17 protein-coding genes are annotated in these 14,943 nt (G+C 70.3%); 11 read left to right on the top strand and 6 right to left on the bottom strand.

Features of this window, described 5'->3' with window-relative positions; translation table 11 throughout:
• Window positions 1–32 precede the first annotated feature (32 nt).
• Complete coding sequence (locus tag JOM49_RS31325) at window positions 33–557, top strand: SRPBCC family protein (RefSeq protein ID WP_209667770.1); 525 nt, start codon at window positions 33–35, stop codon at window positions 555–557.
• Here JOM49_RS31325 and JOM49_RS31320 read toward each other — a convergent pair.
• Genes JOM49_RS31320 through JOM49_RS31305 form a run of 4 tightly spaced genes read right to left on the bottom strand, consistent with a single transcriptional unit; the run spans window position 526 to window position 4,659 of the window.
• A complete protein-coding gene (locus JOM49_RS31320; protein ID WP_209667769.1) occupies window positions 526–2,583 on the bottom strand; it encodes a xanthine dehydrogenase family protein molybdopterin-binding subunit in 2,058 nt (685 codons plus the stop codon). The genes JOM49_RS31325 and JOM49_RS31320 overlap by 32 nt on opposite strands.
• Window positions 2,580–3,578, bottom strand: a complete 999-nt coding sequence (locus JOM49_RS31315; protein ID WP_209667768.1) for an FAD binding domain-containing protein — start codon at window positions 3,576–3,578, stop codon at window positions 2,580–2,582. Before JOM49_RS31315 ends, JOM49_RS31320 begins: the two co-directional genes overlap by 4 nt.
• Complete coding sequence (locus tag JOM49_RS31310; protein ID WP_209667767.1) at window positions 3,575–4,081, bottom strand: 2Fe-2S iron-sulfur cluster-binding protein; 507 nt, start codon at window positions 4,079–4,081, stop codon at window positions 3,575–3,577. Before JOM49_RS31310 ends, JOM49_RS31315 begins: the two co-directional genes overlap by 4 nt.
• Window positions 4,081–4,659 (bottom strand): type 1 glutamine amidotransferase domain-containing protein, encoded by a 579-nt coding sequence (locus tag JOM49_RS31305; RefSeq protein ID WP_209667766.1) that lies wholly within the window; start codon window positions 4,657–4,659, stop codon window positions 4,081–4,083. The genes JOM49_RS31310 and JOM49_RS31305 overlap by 1 nt, the downstream gene beginning before the upstream one ends.
• A gap of 154 nt (window positions 4,660–4,813) precedes the next feature.
• Here JOM49_RS31305 and JOM49_RS31300 point away from each other — a divergent pair, with 154 nt between their 5' ends.
• The gene (locus tag JOM49_RS31300) at window positions 4,814–5,197 is read left to right on the top strand and encodes a hypothetical protein (protein ID WP_209667765.1); all 384 of its coding nucleotides are present in this window, start codon (window positions 4,814–4,816) and stop codon (window positions 5,195–5,197) included.
• A gap of 4 nt (window positions 5,198–5,201) precedes the next feature.
• On the opposite strand, the gene JOM49_RS31295 is transcribed toward JOM49_RS31300, so the two are convergent.
• Complete coding sequence (locus tag JOM49_RS31295) at window positions 5,202–5,654, bottom strand: DUF6098 family protein (RefSeq protein ID WP_209667764.1); 453 nt, start codon at window positions 5,652–5,654, stop codon at window positions 5,202–5,204.
• A gap of 128 nt (window positions 5,655–5,782) precedes the next feature.
• Between JOM49_RS31295 and JOM49_RS31290 the strand changes: the two genes are divergently transcribed.
• Both JOM49_RS31290 and JOM49_RS31285 read left to right on the top strand, forming a co-directional pair.
• Window positions 5,783–6,535 carry a DsbA family protein gene (locus JOM49_RS31290; protein WP_209667763.1) on the top strand — a complete coding sequence of 251 codons (753 nt, stop codon included), beginning with the start codon at window positions 5,783–5,785 and terminating at the stop codon, window positions 6,533–6,535.
• Window positions 6,535–7,077 (top strand): vitamin K epoxide reductase family protein, encoded by a 543-nt coding sequence (locus JOM49_RS31285; RefSeq protein WP_209667762.1) that lies wholly within the window; start codon window positions 6,535–6,537, stop codon window positions 7,075–7,077. Before JOM49_RS31290 ends, JOM49_RS31285 begins: the two co-directional genes overlap by 1 nt.
• On the opposite strand, the gene JOM49_RS31280 is transcribed toward JOM49_RS31285, so the two are convergent.
• Entirely contained in the window at window positions 7,062–7,529 is a 468-nt protein-coding gene (locus JOM49_RS31280) for a MarR family winged helix-turn-helix transcriptional regulator (protein ID WP_209667761.1), read from the bottom strand. The two genes, JOM49_RS31285 and JOM49_RS31280, sit on opposite strands and share 16 nt — an antisense overlap.
• 59 nt (window positions 7,530–7,588) lie before the next feature.
• Between JOM49_RS31280 and JOM49_RS31275 the strand changes: the two genes are divergently transcribed.
• The 7 genes from JOM49_RS31275 (at window position 7,589) to JOM49_RS31245 (ending at window position 14,774) form a co-directional block, all read left to right on the top strand.
• Window positions 7,589–8,620 (top strand): LLM class flavin-dependent oxidoreductase, encoded by a 1,032-nt coding sequence (locus tag JOM49_RS31275; protein WP_209667760.1) that lies wholly within the window; start codon window positions 7,589–7,591, stop codon window positions 8,618–8,620.
• Between the two features lie 166 nt (window positions 8,621–8,786).
• Window positions 8,787–9,392 (top strand): DUF742 domain-containing protein, encoded by a 606-nt coding sequence (locus tag JOM49_RS31270; protein WP_209667759.1) that lies wholly within the window; start codon window positions 8,787–8,789, stop codon window positions 9,390–9,392.
• A gap of 47 nt (window positions 9,393–9,439) precedes the next feature.
• The gene (locus tag JOM49_RS31265) at window positions 9,440–10,522 is read left to right on the top strand and encodes a threonine aldolase family protein (RefSeq protein ID WP_209667758.1); all 1,083 of its coding nucleotides are present in this window, start codon (window positions 9,440–9,442) and stop codon (window positions 10,520–10,522) included.
• On the top strand, window positions 10,519–11,130 hold the full coding sequence (locus tag JOM49_RS31260) for a GntR family transcriptional regulator (RefSeq protein WP_209667757.1): 612 nt from the start codon (window positions 10,519–10,521) through the stop codon (window positions 11,128–11,130). Before JOM49_RS31265 ends, JOM49_RS31260 begins: the two co-directional genes overlap by 4 nt.
• A 193-nt stretch (window positions 11,131–11,323) precedes the next feature.
• Window positions 11,324–12,250, top strand: a complete 927-nt coding sequence (locus JOM49_RS31255) for an ABC transporter permease (RefSeq protein ID WP_209667756.1) — start codon at window positions 11,324–11,326, stop codon at window positions 12,248–12,250.
• Window positions 12,247–13,122 carry a carbohydrate ABC transporter permease gene (locus JOM49_RS31250; protein ID WP_209667755.1) on the top strand — a complete coding sequence of 292 codons (876 nt, stop codon included), beginning with the start codon at window positions 12,247–12,249 and terminating at the stop codon, window positions 13,120–13,122. Before JOM49_RS31255 ends, JOM49_RS31250 begins: the two co-directional genes overlap by 4 nt.
• Window positions 13,123–13,142: 20 nt before the next feature.
• Window positions 13,143–14,774: a type 2 periplasmic-binding domain-containing protein gene (locus JOM49_RS31245; RefSeq protein ID WP_209667754.1), complete on the top strand. Its 1,632-nt coding sequence runs from the start codon at window positions 13,143–13,145 to the stop codon at window positions 14,772–14,774.
• Window positions 14,775–14,943: the final 169 nt, after the last annotated feature.

Genomic DNA, 14,943 nt, shown 5'->3' with positions numbered 1-14,943 from the left:
GTGTTTCGAGGCCGGTTCGGAAAGGAGTTCGGATGCGGTACGCGGACGGCCCCTCGGTGGCCTGCGAGCTGGACGTCGCGGCCGAGGCCGGGCGGGTGTGGCGGCTGGTCACCGACATCGGCGTGCCCGCGCGGTTCAGCCCGGAGCTGCGGCGCGTGCGCTGGCTCGGCGAGGCGGCCGGACCGGCGATCGGCGCGGAGTTCGAAGGGCACAACGAGAACCCGGTGCTGGGCACCTGGCGCACGATCGCCACCGTCGTCGAGTTCGACGAACCGAGGGCGTTCGCCTGGGCGGTCGCCGATCCGGACGGCCGGTTCGGCGAGGTCACCGGCGATCCGATGGCCACCTGGCGCTTCGGCGTCGAGCCGGCGCCCGGCGGCGTGCGGGTGCACCACTCGGTGCGCGTCGGCCCGGCGCGCTCGGGGCTGAGCCTGGCCATCGACCGGTGGCCGGACAAGGAGGAGGCGCTGCTGCGCCACCGCCTCGCCGATCTGCGTGCCGGGATGGAACAGACCCTGCTCGGCATCAAGTCGCTCGCCGGGGACCCGGCGAGCTGAGCCCCGGCAGCAGCTTGTCCAGGGTGACCGGCAGCTCCCGCACCCGCACCCCGGTCGCCCGGTGGACCGCGTTGACCACGGCCGCCGCCGTGCCGACGATGCCGATCTCGCCGATGCCCTTGGCGCCCATGGCGTTGACGTACGGATCGTGCTCGTCGAGCCAGTCCGCGGTGATCTCGCCGACGTCGGCGTTGGCGGTGATGTGGTACTCGGCGAGGTCGTGGTTGACCACGTGGCCGAAGCGCGGGTCCAGCACGCTCTGCTCGTGCAGCGCCATCGACAGGCCCATGGTCATCCCGCCGACCAGCTGTGACCGGGCGGTACGGGGGTTGATCACCCGGCCCACCGCGAACACCCCGTGCAGGCGCGGCACGCGCGCCTCGCCGGTGTCGGCGTGCACCCTGGCTTCGGCGAACTGCGCGCCGAACGCGGACATCGCGAACCGTTCCTCGTCGGGGTTCTGGCTCACCGAACCCTCGGCTTCGTCGCCGTCGGCGGGCTCGGTGCCGAACTTCTCGCGGAAGGCGAGCGCGGCGTCGACCACGGCCGAACCCCAGGTGATCATGCCCGAGGACCCGCCAGCCACCGAGGCGTTCGGGTAGTCGGTGTCGCCGATGCGCACCTCGACCTCGCCGACCGGCACGCCGAGGGCATCGGCGGCGATCTGCGGCAGCGTGGTCCAGGTGCCGGTGCCGAGGTCCGCCGCGCCGATGTCGACGGTGTAGCGCCCGCCGTGGAACCGGATCGCGGCGGTCGACTCCGGCGACCGGTTCACCGGGTACACCGAGGCGGCGACGCCGTAGCCGACCAGCCAGTCGCCCTCGCGCCGCGGCCCGCGTTCCGCCCAGCCGAACCGCTCGGCGCCGGTGCGCAGGCACTCGGCCAGGTTGCGGCTGGAGAACGGCTTGCCGGATTCGGGATCGGTGTCCGGGTCGTTGCGCAGCCGCAGCTCGATCGGGTCCATGCCGAGCGCGTCGGCCAGCTCGTCCATCGCGACCTCGGGCCCGAACATGCCGGGGCACTCACCGGGGGCGCGCATCCACGAGGGCACCGGCACGTCCAACGCGGACAGCCGGTGCGCCACCCGCCGGTTCGGCGCCGCGTACATCGTCCGCGACGGCTTCCCGCTCTCCTCGGCGTACTCCTTGATCCTGGAGGTCTGCTCGGCGACGTCGAAGGCGATGGCCGAGAGCCGCCCGTCGCGATCGGCCGCCAGCCGCGTGCGCTGGATGGTCGGCGTGCGGTACCCGGTCAGCGAGAACATCTGCTGCCGCGTCAGCGCGAGCTTCACCGGGCGGCCCGGCAGCGCCCTGGCGGCCATCGTGGCGAGGATGACGTTGGCGTGCGGCATGCCCTTCGAGCCGAACCCGCCGCCGACGAACGGGCAGATCACCCGGATCTGCTCGCTGTCCAGCCCGAAGACCTCGGCCACCTTGGCACGGGCCGGGTGCACGCCCTGCGTGGACTCCCACAGCGTCAGCGTGCCGTCGTCCTGCCAGAGCGCGGTCGTGGCGTGCGGCTCCAACGGGTTGTTGTGGTACATCGCGGTCCGGTAGGTCTGGTCGATCACGACGTCGGCTTCGGCGAAGGCGGTCTCGACGTCACCGGTGGTGTCGGCGTCGTAGTCGCCGTCTGCGGTGAGTTCGGTCTCGTGCTCCTGCTCGACGTAGGTGACCTCGACCAGATCCGCGGCCTCACGGGCGACTTCGGCGGTCTCGGCCAGCACCGCGCCGATCAGCTGCCCGCGGAAGGCGACCTCGGCCGACTGCAGCACGGCGAGCTCGGCGTCCTCTGTGGACGCGAGGCGCTCGGCGTTCGCTTCGGTGAGCACCGCGAGCACCCCGGGCAGCTTCTCCGCCTCGGCGGTGTTCAGCCAGGTCACCCGGCCACGCGCGATGTCGGCCTGTACCGGGTGGCAGTAGGCGGGCCGGTCGACCGGGGTCTCGTAGGCGTAGGTGGCCGTGCCGGTCACCTTGGCCCGCCCGTCGCGGCGGGGGAGGGACTGGCCGATCGCGCGGGCGGTCACCGGGCCTCCCCGGCGAGGTCGCGCAGGGTGGCCACCAGGGTGCGGGTCAGCAGCGGGATCTTGAACCCGTTGCCGCCGTCGATCCCGTCGACCGCGACGGCTTCGGCGAGTTCGGCTTCGGCCGCCTCCCGGTAGGTGTCCTCGTTCGCGGGCGCGTCGCGCAACACCGCTTCGGCCTGGTGCGCCCGCCACGGTTTGTGCGCCACCCCGCCGAACGCGATCCGCGAATCCCGGACGATCCCGTCCTCGACCCGGAGGGCGGCGGCGACCGAGACCAGCGCGAACGCGTAGGACGCGCGATCGCGGACCTTGCGGTAGGTGGAGTTCGCCGCGATCGGCGCCTCGGGCAGGTCGATCGCGGTGATCAGCTCACCGTGGTCCAGCACGGTGTCGAGTTCGGGGTGCTCGCCAGGCAGGCGGTGCAGTTCGCCGAACGGGATGCTGCGTTCCCCGGTGGTGCCGAGCACCTGGACCTCGGCGTCGAGCGCGGTCAGCGCCACCGCGAGGTCGGACGGGTGCGTGGCGATGCAGTGCGGGGAGGCCCCGAGCACGGCGTGGTGGCGGGTGTAGCCGCCGAACGCCGAACAGCCGCTGCCCGGCTGACGTTTGTTGCACGGCGTGGTGACGTCCTGGAAGTACACGCACCTGGTGCGCTGCAACGGGTTCCCGCCGGTGGTGGCCATGTTGCGCAGCTGCCCGGAAGCCCCGGCGAGCACGGCCTCGGCGAGCACCGGGTACCGCTCGCGGACGCGGTGGTCGGCGGAGAGGTCGCTGTTGCGCACCGCGGCGCCGATCCGCAGGCCGCCGTGCCGCCCGGTGATCTCCGCCGAGGTCAGCGCCGTCACGTCGACCACCAGCCCCGGCGTGGTGATGCCGAGCTTCAGGTGGTCCACCAGGTTCGTGCCACCACCGAGGAAGACCGCCGACGGATCGGCGGCCACGGTCCGCACGGCGGTGGCCGCGTCGGCGGGGGCGCGGTAGTCGAACGGTTTCACGCCCGGCCCGCCTCCTCGATCGCGGCCACGATGCCGGGGTAGGCCCCGCAGCGGCACAGGTTCCCGCTCATCCGCTCGGCGATCTCGTCGTGGTCCAGTTCCGGCTGCTCGGTGATGTCCTGGGTCGCATGGCTCGGCCATCCCCGCGCCACCTCGTCGAGGACGCCGACGGCCGAGCAGATCTGGCCCGGCGTGCAGTACCCGCACTGGAACGCGTCGTTGGAGATGAACGCGCGCTGCACCGGGTGCAGTTCACCGTCCTCGGCCAGCCCGTTCGCCGTGGTGACCTCGTCCTCGCCGGTGGCCACGGCCAGCGTCAGGCAGCTCAGCACCCGCCTGCCGCCGACGAGCACCGTGCACGCGCCGCACTGCCCGTGGTCGCACCCCTTCTTGGGGCTCGGGTTGCCGAGGCGGTCGCGCAGGGCGTCGAGCAGCGTGGTCCGGGTGTCGACGGGCAGCCGGTGCTCCTGCCCGTCGACCCGGAGCGTGACCTCGGCCTCCATCAGGCGGTGGCGCCTTCGTCGTGCACCTTGTGCTTGCCCTCGGCGAACTCTTCGACGATCTTCGCGCAGAACGCGGGCAGGTCGTCGGGGTTGCGGCTGGAGACCAGGCCGTTGTCGTTGACCACTTCCTGGTCCACCACGTTCGCCCCGGCGTTGCGCAGGTCCGTGCGGATGCTCGGGTACGAGGTCAGCGTGCGGCCCTTGGCCACCCCGGCTTCGATCAGCGTGATCGGCCCGTGGCAGATGACGCCGACCGGTTTGCCCGCGGCGAAGAAGTCGCGCACGAAGCCGACCGCGGATTCGTCCAGCCGCAGCTTGTCCGGGTTGATCGTGCCACCGGGCAGGATCAGCGCGTCGAATTCGGCGGCCGAGGTCTCCGAGACCACCCGGTCGACGGGGAACTTGTCGGCCGGGTTGAGGTCGGAGTTCATCGCCTGGATTTCGCCGGACGACAGGGAAACCAGGGTCACCGTGGCGCCCTCGGCCTCGACGGCCTTGCGCGGTTCGACCAGTTCGACCTGCTCGACCCCGTCGGCGGCGAGCATGGCGACAGCGCGTCCGATCAGTGTGGAGCCCATGTTCGGCAGTCCTTTCGCGTGGGATCTTCCGGCGGATACCACGGTGCCCGTTCGGCAAACGTGCCCGAGCCGTCGCCGCATTTGTCGGGAAATCCGGTTTCGCCTCGCAGGCGAACGGGTACCTACCGGCAACTCTCCCGTGAGGATCGAGACCATGGACACGACGCGCGGCGACAACCTGGGTGGCGGGCTGGTGTCCCTGGCCGCCCGTGCCGAAGAACTCACCCGCTGCCTCTACTACCGGACGGTGGACCCGCACGGCGCGCCCGTGGCAGGCGATCCCGGTGAGCTGAGCCTGCTGCTGGGCCACCTGCGGTCGCTGACCGACAACGTCGCCCGCACCCTGCCCGGCCTCGGCGGCTGGCTGGAGGACCGGGCGCTCACCGGGGAACTCGGCCCGCCGCAGGAGTTCGAGGCCCTCACCCAGGCACTGGTGGAGGTCAGCTCCGCGCTGTCGTGCGCCAGGGAGTCGGCCGCGCGGCTGGGGCGTCAGCTCGACATCGCCGAGAACGTCTGCCGCGCGCTCGACACCGCCTGAGCGGTCAGGATGGCCGCCGGTGCCGCGCCAGCGGTCCCCATTCGGGTGAGTTCTGCTCGCTGACCAGTCGCTCGGCTTCCCGCAGCACCTCTTCGCCGATCCAGGCCACCGGCCGGTCGCAGACCACCAGCGGCTCGTTGTCCGGCCCGCGGGCCTGCTCCTGCCCGCTCAGCACCCACGGCACCACGCCGGGGCCGCGCAGTTCACGCAGGTGTTCGTAGTCGTGCAGGCGGCGGGCCAGCCACAACCGCAGGGGCCGGTCGCCCCACCACGGCTCCACGCGCAGCGGGTTGGCCGACAACCCGGGCAGCTTCACCCCGGTCAGGCCGTCCCGGCTGGACTGCGCGGCGCGGTCGCCGAGATCGGTGTCCGGGCCGTGCGACCAGCGGACGAACAGTTCGCCCTCGGCGCCGCTGCACACCTCCGCCAATTCGTCCAAGGAGGAAACAGTGGGCATGTCGTTCACGGGCAGCGGGTTACCCGGGAAGGATGGTCTCAACCACGTTTCGCGGGGTCCGGGAACCGGACACGACCGGGCGACGACCAGAATGGCGGAACCACATCGTCTCGGAAGGTGTCAGCTTGATGTCGCGCAGTAACCGCACCAGCAACCCCGTCACGGCCAAACGCGGCCTCTCGCCGAACGTCCTGGTCACCCTGGTGATCGTGGTGGTCGCGGTACTCGTGGTCGGCGGGGTGCTCCTGTTCAGCGGCGGGGACGACAACGCCGACGGCGGCACCGAGCAGCCGCGCGTGGCGGCCGAGGTGCTGCGCAAGCCGGACAGCCACACGCTGACCGAGGCGCCCGACGGCAAGGTCACGCTGGTCGAGTTCCTCGACTACCAGTGCCCGGCCTGCGCCTCGTACTACAAGAACATCACCAGCAAGATCGAGCAGGACTACGCCGGGCGGATCACCTTCGTCACCCGGAACTTCCCGCTGGAGATGCACCCGCTGGCGCTGCCCGCCGCCCAGGCCGCCGAAGCCGCCTCGCTGCAGGGCAAGTACCGCGAGATGTACCACGCGCTGTATGACAACTTCCAGCAGTGGGCGATCAGCGCGGACGGCCAGAACGTCAACTCCGACGAGGCCGCCGCGAAGACCGTCTTCCAGGGCTACGCCACCCAGCTCGGCCTGGACGTGGCGAAGTACCAGGCCGACCTGACCAGCCCGCAGGTGCAGGCGCGCATCGACCAGGGCCGCGCGGACGGGCAGCAGGCCGGGGTCACCAGCACGCCGACGCTGTTCGTCAACGGCCTCAAGTTCGCCCCCCAGGGCGACACCTTCGGCGCCGTCGACCAGGAACTGCGTGAGCTGATCGACAAGGAACTCGGCTGATGGAGACGCGGCGCGGGCTCGCCTGGCTCTACACCATCGGCGGCGGTATCGGGCTGCTCGCGGCCGCCGCGCTGATGCTGGAGAAGCTGGCCAAGCTCAAGAACCCGGACTACGTGCCGACGTGCTCGCTCAACCCGGTGGTCTCGTGCGGTTCGGTGATGGACAGCACGCAGGCCGCCGCGTTCGGCTTCCCGAACCCGTTGCTAGGCATCGCCGCCTTCGCCGTGGTCACCACGGCCGGGGTGGTCATGCTGGCCGGGTTCGTCCCGCCGCGCTGGTTCCGCGTCGGCATGCAGGTGGGCGCCACCTTCGGCGTGCTCTTCGTGCACTGGCTGGTCTTCGCCAGCCTGTACCAGATCCACGCCCTGTGCCCGTACTGCATGGTGGTGTGGGCGGTGGTGATCCCGATCTTCTGGTACACCACGCTCGACAACCTGCGCAGCCCGAAGCTGTCGCGCTGGCACAGCGCGGTGCTCGCCGCGTGGTACGTGCTGATCGCCGCGCTCATCCTCCAGGCGTTCTGGGACTACTGGACCTCCTGAGCCGCGAGCACGGCGAGCATCCGGTCGAACGCCCCGCCGAGCAGCTCGACCTCCTTGGCGGACAACGGATCGAAGAAGAACCGCCGCACCGTGGCCACGTGCTCCGGTGCGGCGGCTTCGATGGCCTCGCGGCCGGCGGCGGTCAGCCGGATCATCGAGCCGCGCGCGTCGTCGGGGCAGTCTTCGCGGACGACCAGCCCGCGCTTCTCCATCCGGCTCACCTGGTGCGAGAGCCGGCTGCGCTCCCAGCCGGCCCGCCGGCCCAGTTCGCGGGCCCGCAGCAGGCCGTCGGGTGCCTCGGACAGCGGCGCCAGCAGCGTGTAGTCCGCTGTGGACAGTCCGGAATCGCGTACCAGCTGGCGTTCCTGGGCGGCGTGCAGTTCCCGCTGCACCGCCAGGTAGGCCTGCCACACCTGCTGCTCGCGCTCGCTCAGCCACCGCGGTTCGCTCATCGGGCCACGGTAACACGGTTTTGTTGACGCATCATCATCTCCGGCGTAGCTTGGCTGGCATGGACTTGGGCATCTACAGCTTCGCCGACCGCCACCCGGACCCGCGCACCGGTGAGCAGGTGCCGGTCTCACGCGCGCTGAAGAACACCGTCGAGCGCATCAAACTGGCCGACGAGCTGGGCCTCGGGTTCTACGGGGTGGGGGAGCACCACCTGGACAACTACGCCAGTTCGAACCCGGGCACCGTGCTCGCGGCCGCCGCGAGCGTGACCGAGCAGATCACGCTGAGCAGCGCGGTCACCGTGCTCAGCACCGAGGACCCGGTGCGGGTGTACCAGCAGTTCACCACGCTGGACCAGCTCAGCGAGGGACGCGCGGAGCTGCTCGCCGGGCGTGGCTCGTTCACCGAGTCCTTCCCGCTCTTCGGTGCCGACCTCGGCGACTACGAGGACCTGTTCGAGGAGAAGCTCGCACTGCTGCTGCGGCTCGACCGCGAGGACCCGATCACCTGGTCGGGCCGGTTCCGGCCGCCGCTGGAGGGCGCGCGCGTGCTGCCGCGGCCGTACCACCGGCGGCTGCGGATCAGCATCGGCACCGGCGGCAACCCCGAGTCCTCGATCCGGGCGGGCCTGCTCGGCCTGCCGGTGGTCTACGCGATCATCGGCGGCCGTCCCGAGCGGTTCGCGCCGCTGGTCGACCTCTACCGCCAGGCGGGGGAGTCCGGCGGGCACACGAAGGAGGAGCTGAACGTCACGATGAGCGCGATCGGGCTGATCGCCCGCGACTCGCAGGACGCGAAGGAGACCTTCTACCCGTACTGGCTGGAGACGATGAAGTACGGCGCGCGGGCCCGCGGCTGGCAGGTGCCCACCCGCGGGGAGTACGACGAGTTCGCGCGCGGGGCGCAGTCGATCTTCGCCGGCAGTCCGGACGAGGTGGCCGAGCGGCTGATCTCGGTCGGCAGGCTGGTCGGGGCCGACCGGTACGCCCTGCAGATGGACTGGGCCGGGGTGCCGCACGACCGGGTGATGACCGCGATCGAGTTGCTCGGTACCGAGGTGCTGCCGCAGGTGCGAAAAGAACTCGGCTGACGCCGCCGGTGTCGCTCCGTAACCGTCCACTGCGGACGAGTCACGTCGCTGCGTCCCGTATTACGCACAACCGGTGATCCACCCGGGTTGTCCGCCGCCGATCTCTGGTGTTTCCGGCTCCGGCATGGTTTGGTCGATGCCTACCTGGCCGGACCACGGAGTTGTGATGGGTGCGCACAAGAAAACCTCGTTGTGGGCCGGCATGTCCCAGCTGTCCTTCGGCGGCTGGGGTGACTACCAGCAGTGGGCGGATCACGACTTCCAGCCCAAGCCGCTGGACGAGCCGGAGCCGGAGCCGTCACAGCCGGTGACGGCCGAAGCCCCGCCCTCGAGACCGGCCCCGCCACCACCGCCGCAACCACCGCCGCCCCTACCGGAACCGGAGCCCGAACTGGTGGACGAACTGCCCGGCGAGGACGACGACCAGGACTTCATCCGCGCGCGCCCGTACGTGCGCACCGGCGGCCGCACCGGCACCCGGCACGACCTGCGGGTCGAGGTGATGGTGTCGACCAAGCGCGGGGTCCAGCTCGACCGCACCCGGCTGTCCAGGGACCACCAGCTCATCTGCGACCTGTGCCGCCACCCGCTCTCGGTCGCGGAACTGGCCACCCACCTGCGCAGCCCGCTCGGCGCCGCCCGGGTGCTCATCGGGGACGCGCTCGACCTCGGCCTGCTGGAGATGCGGTCGGCCCCGCAGCTGACCGCCAACGGCCGCCCGCCGGTCGACCTGATGTACCGCGTGCTGGAGGGCCTGCACCGGCTCACCTGAGGTAAATCGCATGCGATTCGAGCGGATCGCATGCGATCGTCGGGCGCATGCACCTGCGTGACGATCCGGCCTGGCGGCCGGACACCCGGTTCCTCTCCCACCACGAGCGCCTGACGGCCGCCGACTGGCTTGACCGGCTGCGGTCGGCACCCGGCGTGGACGCCCTGCCCGACGTCTACAACGAGGGGCCTGGCCTGCGTGAGCTGGAGGCGGAGGTGGCGGGCCTGCTCGGCAAGCCGGCCGGCCGGTTCGTGCTCAAGGGCGTGATGGCGCAGCAGGCGATGCTGCGGGTGTGGACCGAGCGCACCGGCAGCCCGGTCGTCGCGCTGCACAGCCGCAGTCACGTCGAACTGGACGAGGACGGCGGGTACCAGCGGCTGCACGGCCTGGTGCCGGTGCGCCTGGGCACCTGGAGCCCGTTCACCGCCGCCGACCTGGACGCGGTGGCCGAGCGCGTCGGCGTGGTGGTGGTCGAACTGCCGATCCGGCGGGCCGGGCACAAGCTGCCGTCCTGGGACGAGCTGAGCGCCATCTCCGCGTGGTGCCGCGAGCGCGGGGTGCCGCTGCACTTCGACGGCGCCCGGCTGTGGGAGAGCGCGCCGTACTACGGGCGGTCGCCGGCGGAGATCGCGGCACTGGCCGATTCGGTGTACGTGTCGCTGTACAAGACGATCGGCGGGCTCGGCGGCTGCGTGCTCGCCGGTGAGGCCGAGCCGGTCGCCGCGACGCGGCCGTGGACCACCCGGCACGGCGGCAACCTCTACACGGTCTTCCCGTACGTGCTGGCCGCCCGCGCCGGGCTGCGCACGCACCTGCCGCGCATGGCCGGATACCGCGAACGCGCGCTCGGGCTGGCGGCCGCGCTGGCACGCGTCCCCGGTGTGCGCGTCGCCCCGGAACCACCGCACACCAACGCTTTCCAGGTCTACCTGCCGGGCACGCCGGACCGGCTCACCGCCGCGAACCGCACGCTGCTGGAGCGGGAGAACGTGTGGTTGTTCGCCAACTTCACCGAGACCCCGGTGCCCGGCCTGGCGATGGCGGAGGCCGGCGTGGGCAGTTCGACCGCCGCCTTTACCGACGAGGAGGCGGCGGAGCTGGTCGGCAGGCTCGTCGAGGAGGCGCGGTGAACCGGGCCGATCTCGAAGAGCTGCTGCGCACCCGAATCCTGGCCGCGGAGATCGCGCCGGGGGAGCGGATCAACGAAAGCGCGCTCGCCGAAGACCTCGGCGTCAGCCGGACACCGGTGCGGGAAGCGTTGCTGCGCCTGGAAGGCGGCGGACTGGTCCGGTTCGATCGCGGCCGCGGTTTCCTCGCGGCCGAGCTGAGCGCGGACGAGGTCCGCGAGACCTATCCGATCATCGCGCACCTCGAAGAGTGGGCGGTGCGCGGTACGGGCTCCGCTTTGCGCGGGCTGGCACCGAAATTGACGGAGATCAATTCCGCTTTCGCCGCGGCCACCGATCCCGCGGCGGCACACGGGTTCGACGCCGAGTTCCACCGAGTCCTGGTTTCCCGGTGCGGCAACACCCGGCTCCTCGAATTGACCAACGGGCTGTGGCGGACCATCCGCCGCTACGAGCACGTGTACTTCGCCGACGCGGCCGATCACCGCGCTTCGGTGGCGCAGCACGCGGAAATCGCCGCCGCGGTCGCCGCCGGTGACGGGGACCTGGCCGCGCGCGCGGTCGCCGAGAACACCACCGAGTCGATGCACCTCCTGCTCGCACGGCTCTGACCACTCGCGATTGAAAGCGCTTCCCCTGATCGGCCTATTCGAAAGTTTCGAATAGGCCGATCGGCGTTTGTCGCGGTTTACGAGCAGGTTGTCCAGCTCCTTGACGCGGATGGGCGAGGCGGTTAGTTTTTGATCGCGATAATTTCCGATAGTTTCTGGAAGCGATCGGTGAGAGTTCGTCGAGGAGGACGGCGTGACCGCACGAACCGGCCCGAGCCGCCGCCAGCGGTTCACGCGGGACCGGTTCCTGGTGTTCGCCGCGCTGCCCGGCATCACCCTGCTCGTGCTGTTCCACTACGTGCCGCTGCTCGGCAACGTGATCGCGTTCAAGGACTACCAGCCCTACCTCGGCATCCTCGAAAGCCCGTGGGTCGGCCTGACCAACTTCGACGTGGTCTTCGGCGGCGACCCGGCCTTCCTCAACGCGCTCACCAACACCCTGGTGATCACGCTGCTGCAGGTGATCGTGGTGTTCCCGGTGCCGATCGCGCTGGCGCTGCTGCTGGACAGCCTGATCTCCGAACGGCTCAAGCGGGTCGTGCAGAGCGTGCTCTACCTGCCGCACTTCCTGTCCTGGGTGATCGTGGTGGCGATCTTCCAGCAGATGCTCGGCGATTCCGGGCTGCTCAACGGTTTCCTGCGCGAGAACGACTTCACCACGGTGAACGTGATCGGCTCGCCGGAGCTGTTCAAGGCGCTGATCACCAGCCAGGTGCTGTGGAAGGACGCGGGCTGGGCCACCATCCTGTTCCTGGCCGCGCTGTCGCGGATCGACACCACGCTGTACGAGGCGTCGGCGATGGACGGCGCGAGCCGCGCCCGCCAGCTCTGGCACGTCACCCTGCCCGGCCTGCGCGGCATCATCGTGCTGCTGCTCATCCTGCGCCTCGGCGACGCGCTGACCGTCGGCTTCGAGCAGATCATCCTGCAGCAGGCCGCGGTGGGCGCCGACGCCAGCGAAGTGCTGGACACCTACGTCTACAACAACGGGATCCTGGCGGGCAGCTGGGGCGTCAGCGCGGCGGTCGGCCTGGTCAAGGGGCTGGTCGGGGTGGCGCTGGTGCTGAGCGCGAACAAGCTGGCGCACCGGTTCGGCGAGCAGGGGGTCTACCAGCGATGAGCGCGCTCGAGGGACCGTCGGCCTTCGGCAAGGCGGTCAAGGCCGTGGTGCTCACCCTGTGCTGCGCCGTGGTGGTGGTGCCGTTCGCGGGCATCGTGTCGACCAGCCTGGCCACCCGGGAGGACGTGACCAACGCCGGTGGGTTCGTGCTGATCCCGCGCTCGATCAGCTTCGACGCCTACAACGCGATCCTGTCCGGCGGCGTGGTCACCAGGGCGACGCTGGTCAGCCTGTTCGTCACCGCGGTGGGCACGCTGCTGAGCCTGACCGCGACCACGCTGCTCGCCTACGGGCTGAGCCGGCGCGGGACCCTACTGCACCGGCCGTTCCTGCTGGTGGTGCTGATGCCGCTGCTGTTCACCCCCGGCATCATCCCGAGCTACCTGATGGTGAAGAGCCTGGGGCTGCTGGACAGCTACTGGTCGCTGATCCTGCCGGTGCTGGTCAACGTGTTCAACGTGATCGTGCTGCGGGCGTTCTTCATGGAGCTGCCCGGCGAGATCATCGACAGCGCCCGCGTGGACGGCGCCGGTGACGGGCTGATCCTGTGGCGGATTGTGCTGCCGATGAGCAAGGCGGTGCTCGCGGTCATCGCGTTGTTCTACGCGGTGGCGTACTGGAACTCGTTCTTCAGCGCGCTGCTCTACCTCAACGACACCGCGAAGTGGCCGCTGCAACTGGTGCTGCGGACCTATGTGGTCAACCAGTCCCAGCTCGGGGTGGACCAGCTCGGTTCGGGGGCGGATCTGCCGCCCGCCGAAGCCGTGCAGATGGCCATCCTGGTGCTCTCGATCATCCCCGTCCTGCTGGTCTATCCGTTCGTGCAGCGCCATTTCACCAAGGGGGTGCTGATCGGCGCGGTCAAGGGCTGAACCCACCGAAGGAGAATCCGATGAACGCGATGAACCGCCGCCGGTTCCTCACCGGCACCCTCGCCACCGTGGCCGTGCCCGGGGTGCTGGGTGCCTGCAGCAGCGGGGGTGGTGGCCCGGCGACGCAGCAGACCGTGGCCGACACGCAGTTGCCCGCCTACGTGCCCTACACCGGTGTCACGCCGGACCTGCCCGGCAACGAGCAGGGGCTGTTGAACGGTTTCCTCCGGTACCCCGATCCGCCGGTGCGGGCGTTCTCCGCGCCGCCCGGTGACGGTTCGCCGGTGTCCGCCTTCGTCCTGACCAGTTCGCCGGTGCCGCCGACGGTGGACCAGAACCCGTACTGGCAGGAGCTGAACAAGCGCCTCAACGCCGACCTGCGGCTGACCATCGTGCCGAACTCGGACATGCCGACGAAGTTCGCCACCCTGGTCGCCGGGGACGACCTGCCCGACTTCGTCGTGCCGGCGCTCTACACCCCGAACGGCCTGCCCGCCGGGGTGGCGAACCTGCCGGCGTGGCTGGCGGGCAAGTGCCAGGACCTGACCCCGTACCTCGGCGGGGACGCGGTGAAGCAGTACCCGTTCCTGGCGAACCTGCCGACCGCGGCGTGGAAGGACTGCCGGTACAACGGCGGCATCTACGGCCTGCCGGTGGCGCGCGGCATCGCGGGCAGCCTGATGTTCCGCCGCGACGACCTCTTCGCGCAGTTTGGGGCGAACCCGAACCCGGCGTCCTTCGCGGAGTTCCGGGCGGTGTGCCGGCAGGTCTCGGACGAGAAGGCGGGCCGGTGGGCGCTCGCGGGCGCGCCGCTGGACTTCGTTTCGCAGATGCTCGGACTGCCGTTCCGGTGGAAGGACGAAGGCGGGAAGCTGAAGAGCAAGTTCGAATACGAGGAGTACAAGCAGGCGCTGGCGGACTGTTCGCAGTTGTTCGCCGACGGCGTGGTGCACCCGGACAGCACGACGAACAACGCGCCGGTGAAGAAGTGGTTCAACGCGGGCAGCGCCCTGCTCCACACGGACCGGTACACGGCATGGCCGCAGTACTACGCGGAGAACGTGGCCGGCCCGGGGTTCAAGATCTCCGGCATGCGGCCGCCCTTGTACAACGGTGGCGGGTTCGCCGGTACGTGGCAGGCGCAGGCGACGAACAACTTCACCGTGCTGAAGAAGGCCGACGAGGGCCGGATCCGGCAGCTGCTGAAGATCGCGGACTGGCTGGCTGCCCCGTTCGGCACGGAGGAGTACCTGTTCCGGAAGTACGGCACGGCCGGTACCCACTACACGATGCAGGACGGCGGGCCGCGGCCTTCGCAGGCTGGCGTTTCGCAGACGGTCCTCGGCATTCGGTACATTGTGGACTCGCCGGACGTGATCTTCGTGCCGGGTAATGCGGAGGCTACGAAGGCTTGTTATGACTACCAGGCTTCGGTGGTGTCTTCGTCGGTGGCGGATCCTACGTTGAGTTTGTTCTCGGATACCTGGTCGCGGAAGCAGGGGCAGCTGGGGACGATGATCAATGACGCGCAGAACGATATCTTGGCGGGGCGGAAGCCGGTGTCCGCGTGGGATGAGGTCGTGAAGCAGTGGCGGTCGGGTGGCGGGGATCAGGTTCGGACTGAGTTTGAGGCGGCTTTGGCTGGGCAGTGATTTTTGTTTGTGGTGCCACCCCGGTGTTTCAGTGTGACTACGGCGGGGGTATCGATGTCAAGGCGGGAGAGATGCCTTGACATCGATACCCCCGCCGTGTTTTTCGCTTTGGACCGGGGATGGGGAGGGGTGGGTGGGAGGGCTGGGCACGTTTTGTGCCCGGGTGTTT

This window comes from Amycolatopsis magusensis (assembly GCF_017875555.1).
Lineage (GTDB): Bacteria > Actinomycetota > Actinomycetes > Mycobacteriales > Pseudonocardiaceae > Amycolatopsis > Amycolatopsis magusensis.
This window is presented reverse-complemented; position numbering and strand designations above follow the sequence as displayed.